The organism is Microcoleus sp. FACHB-SPT15 (assembly GCF_014849525.1).
GTDB lineage: Bacteria > Cyanobacteriota > Cyanobacteriia > Cyanobacteriales > Coleofasciculaceae > Symplocastrum > Symplocastrum torsivum.
In genome coordinates this window covers 169,542-189,663 of record NZ_JACJNU010000050.1, presented here as the reverse complement: position 1 = coordinate 189,663, position 20,122 = coordinate 169,542, and the positions used below count along the sequence as shown (strand labels likewise).

Here is a 20,122-nt window from a genome sequence, read left to right as displayed (position 1 = left end):
GAGAGGTTAGGATTTCCTTTCTTCAATGCAATGGGAAGGAAGAATCGCTGCGACTTGTGATTATAAGATGTGTAATTATTCCAACGTTCAACAAGGCTCTATTGCGAAGTTTAAGGGTTTGTAGGCGCTTCGCCAGTTGAAGGTTGTGTTGGCACTACTGATGGCGTTGGTTCAGGTTGCGATTGTTCACCCGGAGTTGGTTCAGATGGGGTAGGTTCGCCTTGGCTGTCTGCTTCCGCTTTCTGCCGCTTAGCTTCGTCAATTAATTTATTCAACTGTTCGCGCCAATAGCGTTGTTCTGGAAAATCAGTGTCTGACTCATGAACCAACACATCATCCCAGCGTTTTTCATTGAATGCTTGTTGAATCTGTTTAAATTGTGCCTCAGCGGCTGCCCATTCTTTCTGCCATTGAGCGATTTTCGCTACAGCCTCGTCTCTGTATTCAGAACCCTTTGAAGCAACACTTTGAGCTAGCTTAAGCGCACTTAACAAATCTCCTTTTTCATAAGCCTCAGCAGCTTTTTCCAAATCCTTTGCACCGTTATCAACAGGTTTTGGCTTGACTGGTAACGGTGTCGGTGTAGGAGTCTCCACGGGTGGCTGACTAGCTACTGGCTCAGGAGGTCTCTGATCTGCCAATCTACAGTCTACAAACTTGCTGCCATTGAAAACCCATCCCCTCACAGGAGAACTAATCTCCACCCAGCCATTTTCCTGTGAGCCAGTGAGGGCAAGCGTTCTCCCTTTCTGTACAGTGTTAACGACGTTCCGGTTAGTTCCCGGTCCAGAGCGAACATTCAACAAGTCTGTCTTTACTGTGCAGCTTCCTTCTGAACCAGCCAATACATTAGTCCCGCCGCCGGGAAACGAGTTTTGACGAATGGCGTAAGCCAAACCGAAGCCTGCAATCACAGTAATCACCATCGCTGCACCAACCACGAAAGGTAAAGAGCTGGAGTTAGAAGATGAAGTATAGCTAGGTGAGGCAGCGACGGGTTGCCGAGGAGGAGATGCAGGACTGGCGGCTAGGGTGTTGTGCTGAGAGGGTGGCGTTGGGGGATAGTTGAGTGGGGTTGGCGGATAATTGGGTTGTGGTGATGTCTGTTGGGGATTGGGAAACTCGTTACCAGAGGGATATCGAGGGAGGTTATTGTATGGCGTTGTCGGTGGGTAGGAGGCATTGAGCTGCTGCAACGCTTGTAGAACGTCAGAGGCTGTTTGGTAGCGGTCTTTGAAGTGATAGCGCACCATCTTGGTAAGGATATTTGCAAATCCTCTACTTACTGAGACTAGGTGCTGCCAGAGGAGTTCGCCTGTGTTGAGGTCTTCTTGGATACTGACAGGCATCAAACCCGTGAGTGCCTGGATAGCAATAACACCCAACGCATAAATATCACTACTAGGACGCGGTTGACCTAGCGCTTGTTCGCTTGGCATATAACCTGGAGTGCCAACAGCAACAGTCGCGCTTGGCTGTCCATAAGCGCTAGCCATCTGGGTGCGGATTTGCTTGACTGCCCCAAAGTCCACCAACACTAATTTTTGGTCTGAGTTGCGCCGGATGAGGTTGTCAGGCTTGATATCGCGATGGATAACGCCGTGGTGGTGGACAAATTCCAACACACCTAAAACTTCTTTGAGTAGTTCAATTACTCGGCTTTCGTCCCACCGTTGACCGGGTTGCAGTTCTTGGCTGAGGGTATGCCCTTCAATATATTCTTGTACTAAGTAGAATTCCTGGTCTTCTTCAAAGTAGGCAAGTAGCCGGGGAATGTGGTCATGGTTTCCCAACTGTTCTAGAGTTTCAGCTTCACTATTAAACAGGCGTCGGGCTGTTTCCAGAAAGCTTGGCTCACTAGTAAGGGGCTTCAGTTGTTTAACAACGCAAGTTGGGTTGCCGGGACGTCTGGTGTCTTGTGCAAGATAGGTTCTACCAAATCCACCAGCACCCAAGACTTGGGTCACTTGGTAACGCCTGTCAAGTAACTTGCCTAACATAGGAAGGATGCGCTCAAGAATTCATTTGACAATATTTACATACGCTGACCAGGAATGTATGCCAGGATTGTGCCAATTTTCTTTTTTGATGCTACATTTCGCGGATGGAAGCGCTGTAACTCTGTTGCCTCGGTTGATCAGTGCGCCTACGGAGTGTGCTAGATGATGCGATCGCACAAGCTAAGTCTTCATGATTCTCAACACTTCATCGACAAGGCAAATACAGGTTCGTAAACCTCTATCCTAGTCGTTGAACAGATTTCACTTTTAGAGTTCATCATAATAATTTTGCCCCTAGTAAAACGTTTTTAAGTTCATTTATGAAACCAAAATTTAAAAATACTGTCGCATGGGAACAGGCAGAACTGCTAATGCAACCCGCTTTAATCCGTATCGTCGATCAAGTTCGCAAACAACTGGAAGATACGACTTGGAAGGCAACTTACAAAGACGTTCAAACTCCGATACCAGGCTATCAGTTGTGTTTGGAAAAGCAAGATACTTCAATATGCGTCGATTTGTGGGAACTTTGTTTTCAAGTCTGTTTTCGCAACTACAAACCTGTACACTCTGAACTAGAAAGCCAGGAAGTCGAAATTGATACAACACTGATTGATGAAACGGGTGATGTGGATTGGCAGTGTCTAGATACCAAGGCACAACAGTTAGTGGCACAAGTTTTTGCAGATTTATCTGCTGTATAAGAAACAGCGACATAGAGACGCTTTCAGAGAACGATCGCAAATTGAAGGGAACGCATACGAGAATGATTCAAGACTTACATGATATCCAGCGTGAGGCTGGGGCAACCTTTGAGCCAGTTGCGGAGGAAATGGTTCCAGCAAGTTTTGGTAATGATGCAGCAGCAATTCAGGCGGCGCGTCAGGGAGTTGCTGTAGCTGACTTGTCTCACTGGGGACGATTGAAAATTTCAGATGATGACCGACTTCGCTACTTACACAACCAAAGCACGAATGACTTTCAACGCCTTAAGCCAGGACAAGGTTGTGACACCGTTTTTGTAACCTCTACAGCCCGTACTATTGATTTAGCAACGGCTTATGTGATGGAAGACTCGGTATTGCTGCTAGTTTCTCCGAATCGGCGTCAACAGTTGATGGAGTGGCTAGATCGTTTTATTTTCCCAATGGATCGGGTGGAATTGGCAGATGTGTCCAACGAGAGTGCAACCTTTAGCCTGATTGGAACCCAAAGCGATCGCTTGTTGCAAACGTTGGGTATTGAGTTGTCTATTGCTGAAGCGTATGCCAGTCACCAGTCAGTAATGTTAGGTGAAATTAAAGCGCATATTGCTGTAGGAAGTGGTTTAGCCTTGCCGGGATATACACTGATTGTGCCTGTTAGTGACGCAGCGAAACTTTGGCAAACTCTAACAGTAGCAGGCGCAACACCAATGGGCGATCGCATTTGGCAGCAATTGCGAATTGAACAAGGACGTCCGACTCCCGACCATGAACTTACTGAGGATTACAATCCTCTAGAAGCTGGTTTGTGGCAGACTATTTCGTTTGAGAAAGGTTGCTACATTGGGCAAGAAACGATTGCCCGTTTAAATACTTACAAAGGCGTTAAGCAGCAGCTTTGGGGCATTCGCCTAGAAGCACCCGTTGAACCGGGAACGGTAGTCATGCTAGGAGAAGAAAAAGTTGGTAAGCTAACCAGTCTTACACAAACTGACAAAGGAACGTTTGGACTCGCCTACATTCGATCAAAAGTCGGTGGCAAAGGTTTACAAGTCCAAGTCGGAGAGGTGGCTGGTGAAATTGTTGATGTCCCGTTCTTAACCCATGAGTATCAGTAAGCCCTTATGATTGCAAGCCGAAACTGCTCCCTGATTTGTTTGATTTTTGCACTTCCTGTCCCGATAGTCTTATAGAAACGTACTGGGTAAGCAGAGGGCTTGAACTGGATGATGGTTTAAGTGTTCTTAAACCATTTCTTTGTCAGGATGTCGCATTGGAATCCCAATAATAAACTGAGTACCTTGGCCTAGTTTAGAAATGCACTGCAATTTCCCACCGTGTTTTTCAACAATAATTTGATAGCTGATTGATAATCCTAAACCCGTACCTTTACCCAAGGGCTTGGTCGTAAAGAATGGGTCAAACAGCTTTTGTTGTACTTCGTCTGTCATCCCTACACCATTATCAACAATCCGAATTACTACCCAGTTATGGCTATTAGCTTCAGTAGAAATCTTGATTGTGGGTGCAGTGGTAAGAGACTGATTGACTTGTTGATTTTTTTCAAATTTTGGTTGAAAACTGTTGTCTTTTTCTTCTCCCTTACTTTCCAACGCATCGATCGCATTGCTAATCAAATTCATAAATACTTGGTTTAGCTGCCCTGCGTAACATTCCACTAAAGGCAGTACTCCGTACTCTTTAATAACCTGAATTTCTGGGCTTTCTCCCTTAGCTTTCAAACGATTCTTTAAAATAAGTAAAGTACTATCAATGCCTTCGTGAATATCAGCTAGCTTCATTTCAGCTTCATCTAGCCTTGAGAAGTTCCGCAATGAAAGTACAATTTCGTGAAGGCGGTCAGCGCCAACTTTCATTGACCGCATTAGGTTCGGAAGGTCTTTAATAACAAACTCAAGATCGACCTCCTCAACCTCGTCTTGAATCACTTCAACGGGTTCGGGATAATGCTGCTGATAAAGGTTAACAACTTGAAGTAAATCCTGGATGTACTCACAGGCATAGTTGATATTGCCAGTAATAAAGCTAACGGGATTGTTAATTTCGTGCGCCACACCAGCAACTAACTCACCTAAGCTGGACATTTTTTCGGTTTGCACCAATTGAGCTTGAGTACGTTGCAATTCCTCTAAGGCTTGCTCTAGTTCTGTAGCTTTGGTATTGGCACGCGCTTCAGACAACTGGAGGGCTGTGTTTTGTTCAGCAAGTTGTGCAGCTGTCTGTGTTTCTTTGTCCAAAAGACTAGCTTGAGCTACAGCAATGCCAACTTGAGCGGCAACGGCTTCGATTAACTCAATCTCGCTGCTTAGCCAGTTACGGTAAGAATCACATTGATGTAGGCTTAGTACACCATTGGGTTTGCCTTGATAAGAGGTACGAATGCAGACCATTGATTTGATATTCTTTTCCCGATACCAATCTATGGCAGTGGTTAGTGACGGTTCTGTGTAGACATTGGTAAAAGCGATCGCTTGATCGGTTGCCAGCACTCGTTCCGCATAAAGATTTCCCTGCACTGACCCGGTAAAACCGTGGAGGGAGGAATACCCAGATTCCAAATACTCCGCAACAAGTGGTAGCTGGGGTTGGGGTGTGTCTTGATAGAGGTAAATCATGCAGCGGTTGGTTTGTAGGACTTGTCCAACTCGCGCCACGGTAGTTTGAAAAATCTGCTGGAGGTCAAGTGAGGAACGAATCTCGGTTGTGATTTGTTTAATTAATTCAGCACGGTAGTAGGAACGTCGCAAGGCGGCTTCTGCCTGCTTGCGTTCTGTAATATCAGTATGAATAGCGATGGTGCCTACTACCTCACCTGCTACATCTTTAATGGCATCTGTGCGTAGAGCAATCTGCTTAACAATTCCACTACTGGTGATCATCTCTACTTCGCCTTGCCACGAATGACCACTAATCGTGATGGCAGATACCTCGTGCATGACTTTGGGGTTGGGGAAGAGGCAAAAAGACCCCCCCCTAGCATTCAACTGCTCTAGCGTATAGCCAAACATCTGGCAAAAAGCGGCGTTGAGGTAGATGAGCCTTGAACCCATCGAGTCAGTGATGCCAATCGCATCACTTGCATTCTCAACCGCTTTGCTAATCCGCAAGAGTTCAGCTTCTGTTTGCTTAGCTGCTGTGATGTCTTCAACCATTGTTACAACAAACAGTGGTTTTCTTGCCTTATCTCGGACAAGCGAAACCGTCAGCCGTCCCCAGACTAAGTTGCCGCTTTTGTGGAAGTAGCGTTTCTCTAACTGATAAGAGGAAATAGAATCGGCTAGTAAAGCTTGGTACAAGTTGAAGTCAGCCGCAACATCGTCTGGATGGGTAATCGTTCGCTGGCGTAGCTCAATCTCGGTATAGCCAAACAGTTTTTGCATAGCGGGATTGCTGGTTAATAGATCTCCTGAGGGGTCACATAAGGCAATCCCTAACGCTGCCCCTTCAAAGATGGCTCGGAAACGCACTTCACTTTGCCGCAGTGCTTCCTGAACCTTGAGGCGTTCTGTAACATCACGAGAGTTGATCACAATGCCACCGACTGCTTCATCCTCCAGGAGGTTGGTGCTGGATGCTTCGAGGAAACACCAAGTCCCATCTTTTCGCAGACAACGAAATACCATGTTTGATATTAAGGTGACTCCATGACCCACTACGACTGACTTGTCGATTGCCTCTGTGATTGCGTCTGTGTCTTGTGGGGCAATGTACTTTAAGACAGGTTGCCCAATTAATTCTTCAGGCGAGTAACCGAGGATGCGTTCAATCGCAGGGCTTTCGTAGAGGATAGTCCCGTCCGCTGACAAGATTGTAATGAGGTCAGAGGAATTTTGAATTAGCGATCGCCATTTGGCTTCACTCCGCGCCCGCGCTTCCTCTGCTTGTTTCGCTGGCGTGGTGTCATGGGTAAGCGTAGAAATTAGCTCAGTCTCACTGCTTTCTATGTGATGGGAGATGAGTACACACGAAACTGGGATTTCCTGCTTCTCGCTGTTGTTCCAAGTCTTTTTGTCAGAACTCTTGCCCTCAAAACTTGTTCCCGGCAAGCTCTCACCCGTAATCCTCTCCCTGGTAATGTCCCGACAAACTCCAGTCATCTTGATGGGATGGGAGCGTTCGTCGTAATACACTCGTGCTTGTGTTGCTAGCCGATGAATACTTCCATCAGGGCAAGTGATGCGAAAGTCTATATCACAGTCAACTTGTTCTTTAATGGAACGTGCGATCGCTTGAGTCACAGCTCGGCGATCGGCGAAATAAATTAGCTTCAGTAAGCTTTTGTAAGTTCCTTTAAGTGTTTCGGGAGCTATACCAAAGAGTTGGTCAATATTTTCAGACAAGGCAACTTGACCCGTCCGTATATCCCACTCCCACATGCCAGTATTCGTGACCTGTAGTGCTAGCTTCAGTCGGGTGTCACTCTTATCCAGGTATTGCATAAAGCGTAACAACAATTGGCAGTTTGCTAAGGATAGTTAGGGTTTGTTACTCAGTTAAACTCAAATGGGCTTAACTGAGTTTAGCGCAAGCCCTACTCAACATTTCTTAACAATGCACCCACTGAAGTAGTATCAGGCTCATTCTTGCCCAGTCACAAAGTGACCGCACTTCCTGTACGAGAAATAATTTCCGCACCTAGGGTCGGTCAGTAGATTAGGACTGCCGAGTTGACCGATGATATTTAGGATAGAGCATAGACACCACAGGATGCCCACCTTTTAGGTGGCGTTCGACCACCGCAGTGACTTCACTGGCGTGGACTCCACTGTACCAAATTTCTTCAGGCATCACTAGAACCATCGGGCCGCCACCGCATTGTCCCAGACAACTGCTACCTACTATTGTGACATGGGTCACTGGCAAGGCTTGAAAAGCTTCTAAAACGGCGGCTGCCCCCTGCTTGCGGCAACTACGGCTCTGACACACTAGTATCTGTCTCGAAGATTCTATAAATTTAACCATTTATAAATAGCGTCCGTACCTAGCTGCTCTGTTAGCTGGGTAGCGGCAACGTTTATACTAAGCAGCTCTCGCGTTTAACTAGCGCATAGTTAAGTAATTCGTTTTTTGAGAGCGTTAGTTGTTGACTAACAACGCTTTAGTCTTATGATGAGCTACCCTGCCCATCCTAACCAATCAGATGGAAAGCCGCCAATCGCCAAGACTCGCGCAAAAGACGGCATCTAAACAGAGAATTGCGCTGGGAAATGTGAACACCATGATTACAAGTACGCTGACAATAGTTTGAATTGACACGTACTTTTCTAATCTTTAGCTGTGGTCTGTGCTTTGTCCAAGCAATCCTTCAGGTGTTCTGCCAGAACTTTTATATGGGGGTCTTTGAACATATCAGGGTGCGTACTAGGAACATTAGAGATTTCTACTCCGTTGATCGCTATTTGACCCCAGCCGAGTTGAGGGTCAAGATAGCAACCTTCAGGAGCTGGTTCAAGGATCGCCCTCAAGAGATGCACTTGACCGGGATAGGCTTGTGGTACATAGTCCTCTTCCGCTTGGATGTTAGCCTCCATGACCGAAAAAATGCCCTGATCCATTGAACTTTTACTGTCGAGGTTTAAGGTTTGAGCCAACATCGACACCTCGTCTGTGACTTTATCCTGGAGCTGTTGATCTTGCGATTTCGCTTTCGTTCTTACCCGATCCAAAATGTAGTTAGGTCCATGTCGTATAAGCTGCTTCATTTGATGCAAGAGCCACGGCAATGCTTTCAACGGCTTGATATAACCTGACACACAAGAATCAAACAAAGCAAGCAGCGCTACCTGTTGTCCTTGGGCAAGTAGCTGCTGAGCTATCTCCAAGGCTACCAAGCCTCCAAAGGAAAAACCTCCCAAATAATAAGGGCCACTCGGCTGGATGGTTTGTATATCTTTAATGTAGTGAGCTGCCATGTCCTCAATCCGCCGATAAGGAGCTTGTTTACCATCTAAACCTAGTGGTTGTAGACCATAGATAGGTTGGGAAGGAAGGTAAGGGATTAATTTTTGACAAAAGAGGATGCTACCAGTCACCTCATGGATACAGAAGAAAGGCGGCTTATCACCTTCGGGTTGAATTGCTACAAGCGATCGCCAAGGCGTTGACCATCCTTCTTGTCGCAAAAGATTTGCGAGTTGCTCAATTGTTGGTGCTTCAAAAAGAGTAAGTCCCAGCAGATTTGTGCCGAACACATTATTGATTTGTGCAACTAACCGCATGATTAACAAGGAGTGTCCACCCAAATCAAACAAATTGTCCGTAATTTTGAGAGGTTGAATACCTAAAACCTCTTCCCAAATTTTTGTCAGTTGCAATTCCAACGAATCGCGGGGTGCCACGATGGTTCCTTCCGACTCAATGTCTGTTGGGTTAAGAGATGGAAGGGCGCGGCGATCTACTTTGCCATTAGGAGTCATCGGTAGAGCCTCTAGCATCACGAAGGCAGAAGGCACCATATAATCTGGGAGTTTTTCCCTAAGAAAGCTGCGAACTTCGCTAGTTGTTGGGACTAGTTCCCGTTTGGCAACCACGTAGGCGACTAGACGCTTCCTTCCAGGTTCATCCTCACGGGCAATCACAACAACTTGCTGAACCGCTGGGTGTTGTTCCAGTACTCTCTCAATCTCCATTAGCTCAATGCGAAAGCCACGGATTTTTACTTGAAAGTCAATGCGACCGACGAATTCAATATTGCCGTCCGGTAGATAGCGCACGGTATCTCCAGTCTTGTAGAGGCGTGCATTGGGTTCATCACTGAAGGGATTGGGGATGAATTTGTCAGCCGTCAAATCGGGACGGTTAAGATAACCCCGACCTAGACCAGCACCACCAATATAGAGTTCACCCGGCGCCCCAATTGGGACAGGCTGTAGTTGCTGATCGAGGATGTAGGCTTGAACGTTAGCTATCGGACGACCAATTGGAATGTCTGTTCTAGCGCGGTCGATTTCTGGAGCGGCAAGAGGATCATATACTGTGGCTGTTACCGTAGTTTCAGTGGGTCCATAGGTATTTAGCCAACGGGGATACTCCCCAACGAGTTGTAACCAGGTTGAATAGGCAGAACGCGACGCTTTTTCCCCACCCACAACCACTAAGCGCACGCTGGTAGGCATAGGTTCTTTTAGTAGAGACATCCCGTTTACCAACTCATGCCAGAAGGCGGTTGGAAAGTTCAAAATGGAGACTCGCTCTCGTTCAACGAACTGTAAAAAGCTTGCCGTACAAGAAAGCATTTCTTCCGTGCGGAAGATAACTGTAGCGCCGTTGAGCAAAGCTGGAAAGAGTTCTTCGATGATAATATCGAAACTCATGCTCGAAAATTGCAGAACGCGATCGCTGTTTTTGAGGTCAAACTGCTTGGCGATCGCTACACTATGGTTCACCATCCCTTGATGAGTAATCATCACTCCCTTCGGGTTTCCCGTAGAACCGGAGGTGTAGATGACATAGGCGAGATTCTGAACTGTTGTCTCGCTGATTGGGTTTTCTGAACTTTGTTGAGCAATGAGTTCCCAATCCGCATCTAAGCAAATCACCGAAGCCTTGTGGTCGGGCAGAGAGGCGACTAGCCGCTCTTGGGTTAAAATCACTGGTGTTTGGGAGTCTTGGAGCTTGTAAGCTCGACGCTCGTGGGGATAGGATGGGTCTAGAGGAACATAAGCTCCACCTGCCTTGAGGATGCCCAGAAAGCCTACAACCATTTCTATAGAGCGCTCTACAGAGATTGCTACCAGCACGTCGGGTTTTACTCCCAATCCTTGTAGGTAGTGTGCCAGTTGATTCGCCCTACTGTTGAGTTCCCGATAGGTCAACTGCTGGTCTTCAAAGACTACGGCTACGGCATCGGGTGTCCGCTCAACCAATTCTTCAAATAGTTGATGAATGCAGGTCTGTTTAGGGTAATCTGCCTGAGTGTTATTCCACTCCACTAGCAATTGATATCGTTCTGCGGCTGTTAAGAGGGGTAAATCCGAAACGCGAGTGTCGGGGTTACTAAGGATACCCTCTAGCAAGGTCTGGAAATGACCCGTCATTCTAGTAATTGTTGCTGCATCAAATAAATCAGCATTGTATTCAAACCAACCACTGATGCCTTGTGATGTTTCTTTTAAAACAAGGGACAAATCCAACGCTGCTATCGGACTCTCAACTTGGGTAGAACTTTCAGTCAGATTGGGCAGCGTTAGAGATAGTGTTGAAGCCTCTTGGAGAACAAACATCACCTGAAATAAGGGGTGATGACTCAAATTACGTTCTGCCTGTAGTTCTTCTAAAAGCGTTTCAAAGGGTAAGTCTTGGTGAGCAGAGGCTTCTAAAGTTACCTCGTGTACCTGAGCTTGCAGTTCTCGAAAACTCAGGTTACCTGAAAGCTTAGTTCGTAAAACCAAAGTATTGACAAACGAGCCAATCAGCCCATCCCTGTTTACACCGTTGCGATCGCCAACAGGAGAACCGACGAGGATGTCTTCCTGTCCTGTGTACCGATACAGCAAAATGTTGAGCGCTGCCAGCAGCGTTACAAACAAGGGACTGCCTTCCTGTTGCGAGAACTCCTTGAGCGCTTCGGTTAAAGGTTTGGGGAGTTCTAGAGATTGCCTCGCACCTTGTCCGGTCTGAAATGGCGATCGCTCTGCACTATTGCGGAGCGCAGATCGGGGACGATCGGTAGCTAACTCCAGCACGGGAGGAGCGCCAGCTAGTTGTTGTTTCCAGTAGGCCAAGCTTTGTTCTGTAAGTGTTGTCGATAGCATCTCTAAATCGGGTTGAAACAGTAAATGGTAAATACCAACATGATTGGACTTGCTCACTGGTTTTCTTTCCCCAAACCACACCTAATTACAGGTGGACTTAGCTTTATGGGGTGGGAACTAGCTTGATGGAGTTGAGTTAAATGTGCCTGTTCCAAGCATTTACAGAGGTTTTCTCCTAGCATCCGGACATGGGGTTCTTTGAAAATTTCAATGTGGTCGCCCGAAACATCTTCCCTAGAATTCCGACAAAGCAACAGCCGCCGCTTGAGAAACTCAATTAGCGGGAAATCCTTCTATACGACTGTTTTAGGAAGTCTGTTAGCTAACGCAGAGGCACCCATCCTCTTTGGCAGAACCTGCAAATCGCAAAGTCATGAAATCTGCAAGTACTTGTCCAATAGCTGTCTTTTTAAGATAAGCATCTTCACTTTACTTACGATAACTATCAATAGCCTAAAAGTGCCATATTTTTTCGATAAAATTATATATAAAGAAGCAATAAATATTGTTGATAAGTCTACTATTGGTGGAGATTCTGGTATTTATCAATAGGCTCAAGACACTATAGTTAAATAGGAATTCATGTTAAGATTTGATGAACCTTCTGGCAGAAAAAAACATTTTGTAGTATGGTATGAATTTAGAAGGATTGCGCTAAAGTGTTTGCTGTTTAATGGCTTAATTTTACAAGGTTTGGGTAACCCAAGTAGATGGCGCAACTCAAAGCACAGGTGTGTTACCCCTAAGTAAGAAAATTGCGATCGCCTTAAATTACTCTTTGGTTTTAGCAACGGCAATGTTGAATTGTGCGATCGCTAAGGGCAAATGTTCAAAATCTAAAAGTCTTAACGAGTTTATCCAAAGATTGGTTTAGCTTGTGCCTAGTCAAAGCCGTTTGTGGAGTCATCCGCCAGATAACCTTATATTGTCGAGTCAAGATGTCCATGTCTGGCGTGCTGAACTAGAACAACCAACAGCATCGGTAGAAAAGCTGTCGCAAACGCTATCTGAAGATGAGCAAGTTAGAGCTAAGCGATTTTACTATGAGCATGACCGGAAGCGTTTTATCGTCGGTCGTGGGCTACTGCGAACGATCCTTAGCCGCTATGTTGGCGTTGCGCCAGAGCAACTACAGTTTTGTTATGGTTCCCGTGGCAAACCGTCTCTCGTTGCCACAGGTGTAGACAGTACGATTCAATTTAATCTCTCTCACTCTCAGAGACTAGTGCTGTATGCCGTCACACGCGATCGCAAAATTGGCGTTGACCTCGAATATATCCGCTCAACTTCCGATGTAGAGAAGCTAGCTCAACGCTTCTTTTCGCCTCGTGAATTTGCAATCATTCATTCCCTTCCCCCAGACCAAAAGCAAATTGCCTTCTTTCACGCCTGGACTTGCAAGGAAGCCTACCTCAAAGCCACAGGTGAGGGACTAGCTCAGTTAGAACAAGTTGAGGTTTCCCTAGATCTAGGAGAACCACCTCGGCTGCTGAGCATCAATAAAGATTGCCAACCGCCTACCCAGTGGAGACTGGAATCACTGACACCAGCCATTGACTACATGGCAACTCTTGCTGTGGAGGGACAAAACTGGCATCTGGATTGCTGGCACTTGCAAGGCTCTTAATCAGGTGAAAGTCCCTTCGAGGCGAGCCATTCCTGATTAAATAATCGTGACTGGTAACGGGCACCACCATCACACAGGATAGTAACAATCGTGTGACCGGGTCCCATTTCTTGAGCAAGAGCAACAGCCGCTCCCACATTAATACCTGAAGAACCACCCAGAAATAGCCCATCTTTCCTAAGCAGTTGATAAATTACTCTTACCGCCTCGCGATCGTCCACTTGAATTGCATCATCAATGGGAACGTCTTCCATATTCGCTGTAATGCGGCTGTTACCAATGCCTTCTGTAATTGAGCTACCCTCGGTGTGAATCTCGCCAGTCTTGACATAACTGTATAGACCACTACCCATTGGGTCAGCGACTACTGTTTTGATGTTAGGGTTTTTTTCTTTCAAGAACAATGAGACACCCGCTAATGTGCCACCAGTACCAGTAGCGGTAACCCAAGCATCAACTTTTCCCTCAGTCTGTTCCCAAATCTCTCGACCAGTAGTTTCGTAGTGCGCTTGCCGATTTGCTAGGTTATCAAACTGATTCGCCCAGATGGCATTTTCCATCTCTTCGGCAAGGCGTCCAGACAACTTCACATAGTTGTTGGGGTCTTTATAAGGTACAGCGGGAACAGGACGAACTTCGGCACCTAGCGTTCTCAAGGCATCCATCTTCTCTTGTGATTGAGTGTCTGGAATAACAATCAAACACTTGTAGCCCTTAGCATTACAGATATGAGCTAGACCAATACCAGTATTACCCGCTGTTCCCTCAACAACGGTACCCCCAGGCTTGAGCAAGCCTTTTTTTTCGGCATCTTGAATAATATAAAGTGCCGCTCGGTCTTTCACAGAGCCGCCCGGATTAAGAAACTCTGCTTTACCAAGGATTTCGCAGCCAGTTTCCTCACTAAAACTGTTAAGCCGGATGAGTGGCGTGTTACCTACCGTTCCGACAAAGCCTGGTTTGATATCCATATTTCTTTCAGTATTTGGTGTAGTTTTTAGGATAAGTTCTAACCTCTTTGTTTACACAAAATGCCCAAGAAGCTCACTCTCACGAGTGAGAGTGTTATTGATGAGGGAAAGAATTGAGCTTCTAGACTACCTTTATTTATGATTACCTTATGAGAAATAGGGTGGGCAACGCCCACCCTACTCAACTCACACAATCGTTACTTGTTAGGTTGCGGTGTCATCCGCAGGTAGGGCTTGACTTCTTCGTAACCTTTGGGGAATCTCTCTTTTAATTCTTCCGGGTCTTTGATTGAAGGGACAATCACGCAATCATCTCCATCAGTCCAGTTAGCTGGAGTTGCAACTTTGTAGTTGTCCGTTAGTTGAAGAGAGTCAATTACCCGCAGAATTTCGTCGAAGTTGCGACCTGTGCTGGCAGGGTAGGTGAAATTCAACCGTAGTTTTTTCTGAGGGTCGATGATGAAAACCGATCGCACCGTTAATGTATTATTGGCATTCGGATGAATCATGTCGTAGAGATCGGAGACTTTTTTATCCGGGTCTGCCAAAATCGGATAGTTAAGAGTTGTCTGCTGAGTTTCTTCAATGTCTCCTACCCAACCTTTGTGGGATTCAACATCGTCAACGCTCAGCGCTAATGCTTTAACGCCACGCTTATCAAATTCGGGCTTGAGTTTGGCAACGGTGCCTAGTTCGGTGGTGCAAACGGGCGTGAAATCCGCAGGGTGGGAAAAAAGTATAACCCAGTTGTCACCTGCCCACTCGTAAAAGTTGATTTCGCCTTCAGTAGAAGCTTGGGTAAAGTTGGGTACTGTATCGCCTAGTCGTAAAGCCATAGCTAAATTTCCTCATCATTGCTCAAAACAGACAATTTTTTATCTTGCCATAAAACAACGGTTTCCCGATCGATTTTTTGATCTATTTAGGATTTGACCGAGTGGCGGAGTCTTATGGCTTGCTTATGCCAACCTCAGGGTTAGCTCTCATACTCTCTCAAAAAGTCAAAGGCAGGTACTTGAGGGATAAAGTAGGCGTTCACTGGAAGAAGCTTTTCGAGGAGAAGCTCTTTTTCCCACTTACGGAAGTAGTATCTACTTACTAGACCTCATTCACACGATTGTTCGAGCGACTGTAGACATAGAAGTTTACCACTTCTGATGAAATTGGAGTTATTCCTCTTTTTTGAGTCAATTAGCGCAAAGCAACTTTGCCAATAGGAAAATCATCTTAGGGCAATATGAAGACAGCCCTAAGATGAATTGGGGTTTACTTCAATGGCTTGAGACTAAAAATGCACATTTAATTTTGTACAAACTCTTTAGTTTCAATGCCAGTGATTTTCTCGACGGGTTGCCATTAAGTTACGTAAAAATAACCGAGCACGTTCTAGGGGAAAATGCTTGGGTTTACCGTTGTAAACAATCTGGTATTCATCGCTGTATTGACCATCACCATAGCCAGAAATAAGTTTGAGATGGAAAGCTTCTTCAGCAAGTTTGCGGACTTCTGTCCTAAGCTGAGCTTTCGTGCTAGTCATATCCTTTGTGCTGTTCATATCTACTCTTTCCTAAAAACTTTTTTATTCATGCTCTACAATTTGAGGCTTACTGGCATCGGTCAAAGGTTGTAGCTTTTGATACACAATTTTTCTATCTAGCGCTTTTTCAGTAAATGTACTTATGAAAAGAATTATCAAATGCCAAGCAATAGTAACGCTGGAAATTTGCGATCGCCTATTCTACTTTTGAGTAATAGTACTTAGCTAAGCTTATCATCTAGCCCTACAGGATTTTCCCTATTGTCCTAACAAAAAATCTCAGGTTAGGGAGTAGTTCTACCAAATTCTAGATTCCCTACGATAGAGGAAAGCACAGCGGTAATATGGTTAGGTTCAACTAGGACAGAAATTGTGTCTTGTTGCTCAGGCAATAGGCTAGTGGAAAACACCCAAGACATAAGCTCAATTAATCATCTATGCCATAAGTGCCAACCTTAAACTCAACCCAGCAAGCAATAAGTTTAGGTAAGCACGACTGAGCATACAGATTGCCTAATGGTTGATCTATACGGAGTAATTTAATGGCTCAAGAACATTTAATGGTTTTAGACAAAAATACTGATTCACCGCCCCGCGTCAATGCTCGGAAAAGTGACGCTTTCGATATCTTCAATCTAAGGTATTACATCGGTCCTAACCCTTATTTGGATACGGCATCACTAGTATTTGATTTTGCGTTTACCGGATATCTAGAGCCTCGACCACTTGACGATTATGTCTCGTGTATCAGCGAACGTTATCCACGCCTAGGGGAAGAGACATACGAATCCTATGTTCATCTGTTCGCTCGGACAGTATCAGAAGTCGGCAAACTTGATATGGGGCTGCACCTCAATCGTTGGGCACTAAAGCCTGGTGAGAAGTATGTCAAGGTTGCCGTTCAAGCACTCCATGCTCGTACTCAACGAGCTGTCGTTTATGCGGTTTGGGACTGGTTTGAAGCAATTACTCAAGACCAAGACATTGTTTTTGAGGAGCAAATTAGAACTCTTCAAGAGATATTCCGGCGTTCAGTCTACGGTGGTCCTACAGTCTACGCCTTATATAGAACCGCCTTCGACAAAAACATTCCCGCTTTTTATCTGTGGGAAGAAGGGCTGATGCAATATGGCTATGGAAAGAAACAGGTTCGTGGCATAGCGACAACCTTTGATTGTGATAGCCATCTCGATTCGGACTTTACCACTCGTAAAGATGACTGCAAGACTATCCTGGGCACATTAGGCTTTCCGGTTCCTCAAGGTGGCATTGTTGTCTCTCGTGAGGAGGCTTTAGCAGTAGCGAACAGGATTGGTTACCCAGTTGCTGTTAAGCCAGTAGTTGGTCACAAAGGGATTGGGGTAACAGCGGATGTGCAAAATGCCGAGGAGCTGAGGTTTGCCTTTGGTAGAGCGGTTGACGCAATTGTTGAGGGTCAACCCGAAGAAATCATCGTCGAGAAGAGTATCAAAGGAGCCGATTTTCGTCTGCTTTGTGTCAACGGTAGATTTGTCGCGGCGACTGAACGCCGTCCTGCTTCGGTTGTGGGAGATGGACACTCAACAATTGCTGAATTGATCAAGCGTGAGAACCGCAAACCTGCACGTATTGATACACCAACCTCACCTCTTGGAAAGATCCAAACTGATGAGTCAATGGAACGGTTTCTAGAGGAACAAGGCTTGTCATTAGATAGCGTGATTGAAAAAGAGCGCATAGTCTACCTTCGCAAAGTCGCTAATCTCTCAGCAGGTGGCTTAAGTATTGATGCAACTCGTACAATTCATCCTGACAATATTGTCCTGGCACAAGACATTGCCCAACACTTTCGACTCACTTGCCTTGGCATTGATGTGATTGCTCAGAGTCTGGCAAAATCCTGGAAATCTGGAGACTTTGGCATTCTGGAAATCAATTCAGCACCAGGGATTTCCATGCATCTAAGACCTGCAATTGGTGAGAGTGTTGATGTACCTTCACACATCATTGACACATTCTTTGAGTCTGAGGCAGATGCAAGAATACCGATTATTACCTTCAATCGGATTTCAGTCCCAGACCTTCAGGAAACAATTGACCATATTCTTCTCCAACATCCAGAGTGGATAATTGGTGCGGTTTGTCGGGAAGCCGTCTTTGTGAACCGTTCTGAAAAAATTCTGAACAAGGATTACAACAGCAATGTCCAAAATTTGATGCGTCATCCCAAGCTTGACTTGCTCATCGCTGAGTATGGGGAGGATGTTTTGGAACAGGATGGGATGTTTTACCACGGAAGCAACATGGTAGTTCTAGATAATCCCACAGAAACAGAGATGATCCTAACGCGGGATGTCTTTGATGACTCTACCGTTGTTGTCAGGGAAGGAGATAATGTCTCAATCCGACGTAAGGGCTTGGTGGAACAGTACACACTTGGTTCTACTGAACCATTTACCCGTGTGCATTTAAAGGAAATTGGCACCCTTTTGTAATCTTTGCTCCACTGCAAGATGTGATGGCTTCTAGAAACTAAGGTTGGGGCTAGTTAGAGTCAGTGCTGAGATTTCTACTTCCAGGCACTGACTCTTTGTCTATATAGCTTGCATTGTGCAGCTTGATATAGCAGAAGGCAGAAGGTTTATTACTGGTACGTGGTCGTTTGGGCTGTTAAATCTGGATAGAAGAAGAATCGGTGAATCTTTATTTCTTAAGGTATAAAGTGATTTAGCGCTTTACCAGAGCTAAGTTACTTTGTGACACCCTACACATTAAACCGGAAAAGCATCACATCCCCTTCTTGCACTACATATTCTTTACCTTCGGAGCGCAGTAAACCTTTCTCCTTGGCACCATTCATCGAACCAGATGTCACAAGGTCTTTATAGGCAACTGTTTCTGCTCGAATAAAACCCCGCTCAAAATCAGTGTGAATTGTACCTGCGGCTTGCGGTGCTTTCATGCCAGCATTAATTGTCCAGGCGCGGGTTTCCTTTGGGCCAGTAGTAAAGTAGGTACGCAAGCCTAAAAGTTCATAAGTAGCTCGAATCAAGGATTTTAGCCCGCCTTCTTCCACACCAAGGGATGCTAGGAAATCCGCTCGCTCTTCTTCTGGTAACTCAACAAGTTCTGACTCGACTTGAGCAGAAACAACAACAACTTGGGCATTTTCTGTTGCTGCAATCTGCCGCACTTGCTCTACCCATTCGTTGCCTGTTGCTAAATCATCTTCAGACACATTCGCGGCGTAGATGATAGGCTTACTCGTCAGTAACCCCAATGGTTTCACCGCTTCCGTTTCTTCTTCACTTAAGTGAATGTGCCGCACGGATTTACCTTCATTCAAACCAGCAATTAGCTTTTCTAGGGCTTCGAGTTCCAACTGAGCATCTTTATTAGAACGTGCTTGCTTACGGGTGCGCTCAATGCGGCGCTCAACTTGAGATAAGTCGGATAGCGCTAATTCCAGATTGATCACTTCGATATCTCGCACTGGGTCAACAGAACCAGAGACATGGATAATATCATCGTCATCAAAGCAGCGCACAACATGAACTATTGCATCGACTTCTCGGATATTGGCGAGGAATTGATTGCCCAATCCTTCGCCTTTACTTGCCCCTTTGACTAAACCCGCAATATCGACAAACTCCACACGAGTCGGCACAATTTGCTCAGAGTCAGAAATTTTGGCGAGAACCTGCAACCGCTCATCCGGTACAGCAACAACACCGACATTCGGCTCAATCGTGCAGAAGGGGAAGTTCGCCGCATCAGCCTTGGCATTGGCAACTAGGGCGTTAAATAAGGTCGATTTGCCAACGTTGGGTAGTCCAACTATTCCGGCTCTTAGCATGGCAGTTTGAGGATGAGTTGTATCAGCAGTTAGATGAAACTTAAATCATCTTAATTTTATTTGGGTTCAGGAATTGTTTGGGGAATTGGCGTGGGTACTGTCTGAGGAATCGGGGAGGGAACGACCTCCGGCACAGGTTCTGGAACAGCAGGTTGAGGAATTGGGCTGGGTACGGGTTCGGGTACGGGTTCTGGGATAGCCGGTTGAGGAATTGGACTGGGTACGGGTTCAGGTACGGGTATTGGATCAGGTGATGGCTGAGGATTTGGGGATGGTAAGGGCGTTGGCTCTGTACCGGGGATTTGTGGACCCGGAGTGGGTTGCGGACTTGGGTTAATCATCAAATGTTTAATTCCATGATTTGACCTTACTACTTTAGAGGGAATCTTAAAACCTCACATCTCCCCAAATGGCTACACCTTCAAAGCACTTAGCAAAAGACAGTGAGTTTGGATAATCTTATAACAGCAGACCTAAATTAATTGCAATTCAGGGCAAGCCAAGGCAAAACTCAGGGCTTAGATAGACGACTTCCTGTCACCTCGTTTTTTTTGTCGAAAACTGAATTAACAAACGTGTGTAGTCTCAACTAACGGCTACATAGAGCAAGGTTTGTAGAGAACATCAATCCGTATGGGGGCATTGTCGCTCGTGCAACACAGCAAAAGCATCTC

13 protein-coding genes are annotated in these 20,122 nt (G+C 45.7%); 4 read left to right on the top strand and 9 right to left on the bottom strand.

All coding sequences use genetic code 11. From position 1 onward, the window contains the following. Window positions 1-110: 110 nt before the first annotated feature. Complete coding sequence (locus tag H6F98_RS17890; protein ID WP_192220049.1) at window positions 111-2,000, bottom strand: protein kinase domain-containing protein; 1,890 nt, start codon at window positions 1,998-2,000, stop codon at window positions 111-113. 320 nt (window positions 2,001-2,320) lie between these two features. Here H6F98_RS17890 and H6F98_RS17885 point away from each other — a divergent pair, with 320 nt between their 5' ends. Both H6F98_RS17885 and H6F98_RS17880 read left to right on the top strand, forming a co-directional pair. Further along, window positions 2,321-2,704, top strand: coding sequence for a hypothetical protein (locus tag H6F98_RS17885; protein ID WP_192220048.1), 384 nt, complete (start codon window positions 2,321-2,323; stop codon window positions 2,702-2,704). 62 nt (window positions 2,705-2,766) lie between these two features. After that, window positions 2,767-3,822 carry a folate-binding protein YgfZ gene (locus H6F98_RS17880; RefSeq protein ID WP_192220047.1) on the top strand — a complete coding sequence of 352 codons (1,056 nt, stop codon included), beginning with the start codon at window positions 2,767-2,769 and terminating at the stop codon, window positions 3,820-3,822. A 126-nt stretch (window positions 3,823-3,948) separates the two neighbouring features. Here H6F98_RS17880 and H6F98_RS17875 read toward each other — a convergent pair whose 3' ends face one another. From H6F98_RS17875 to H6F98_RS17865, 3 genes are all read right to left on the bottom strand, one after another. Next, a complete protein-coding gene (locus H6F98_RS17875; RefSeq protein WP_192220046.1) occupies window positions 3,949-7,164 on the bottom strand; it encodes a PAS domain S-box protein in 3,216 nt (1,071 codons plus the stop codon). Between the two features lie 214 nt (window positions 7,165-7,378). Further along, a complete protein-coding gene (locus tag H6F98_RS17870; protein ID WP_396812376.1) occupies window positions 7,379-7,651 on the bottom strand; it encodes a (2Fe-2S) ferredoxin domain-containing protein in 273 nt (90 codons plus the stop codon). Window positions 7,652-7,989: 338 nt separating this feature from the next. Then, a complete protein-coding gene (locus tag H6F98_RS17865) occupies window positions 7,990-11,535 on the bottom strand; it encodes an amino acid adenylation domain-containing protein (protein WP_192220044.1) in 3,546 nt (1,181 codons plus the stop codon). An 820-nt stretch (window positions 11,536-12,355) separates the two neighbouring features. Between H6F98_RS17865 and H6F98_RS17860 the strand changes: the two genes are divergently transcribed. Next, entirely contained in the window at window positions 12,356-13,105 is a 750-nt protein-coding gene (locus tag H6F98_RS17860) for a 4'-phosphopantetheinyl transferase superfamily protein (RefSeq protein ID WP_192220043.1), read from the top strand. Here H6F98_RS17860 and H6F98_RS17855 read toward each other — a convergent pair. The 3 genes from H6F98_RS17855 to H6F98_RS17845 form a co-directional block, all read right to left on the bottom strand. After that, window positions 13,102-14,076: a cysteine synthase A gene (locus tag H6F98_RS17855; protein WP_192220042.1), complete on the bottom strand. Its 975-nt coding sequence runs from the start codon at window positions 14,074-14,076 to the stop codon at window positions 13,102-13,104. The two genes, H6F98_RS17860 and H6F98_RS17855, sit on opposite strands and share 4 nt — an antisense overlap. A gap of 197 nt (window positions 14,077-14,273) precedes the next feature. Beyond that, window positions 14,274-14,912 carry a peroxiredoxin gene (locus H6F98_RS17850; protein ID WP_192220041.1) on the bottom strand — a complete coding sequence of 213 codons (639 nt, stop codon included), beginning with the start codon at window positions 14,910-14,912 and terminating at the stop codon, window positions 14,274-14,276. A gap of 488 nt (window positions 14,913-15,400) precedes the next feature. Then, the gene (locus tag H6F98_RS17845; protein ID WP_242058587.1) at window positions 15,401-15,631 is read right to left on the bottom strand and encodes a hypothetical protein; all 231 of its coding nucleotides are present in this window, start codon (window positions 15,629-15,631) and stop codon (window positions 15,401-15,403) included. A gap of 524 nt (window positions 15,632-16,155) precedes the next feature. On the opposite strand from H6F98_RS17845, the gene H6F98_RS17840 reads away from it, so the two are divergent. Then, window positions 16,156-18,087, top strand: a complete 1,932-nt coding sequence (locus H6F98_RS17840) for an acetate--CoA ligase family protein (protein WP_396812371.1) — start codon at window positions 16,156-16,158, stop codon at window positions 18,085-18,087. 269 nt (window positions 18,088-18,356) lie between these two features. Here the strand turns inward: H6F98_RS17840 and ychF are convergent, their stop codons facing one another. Beyond that, on the bottom strand, window positions 18,357-19,448 hold the full coding sequence (gene ychF / locus H6F98_RS17835; RefSeq protein WP_192220040.1) for a redox-regulated ATPase YchF: 1,092 nt from the start codon (window positions 19,446-19,448) through the stop codon (window positions 18,357-18,359). 56 nt (window positions 19,449-19,504) lie between these two features. Beyond that, complete coding sequence (locus H6F98_RS34135) at window positions 19,505-19,789, bottom strand: gamma-aminobutyric acid A receptor, epsilon-like protein (protein WP_192220039.1); 285 nt, start codon at window positions 19,787-19,789, stop codon at window positions 19,505-19,507. Window positions 19,790-20,122: the final 333 nt, after the last annotated feature.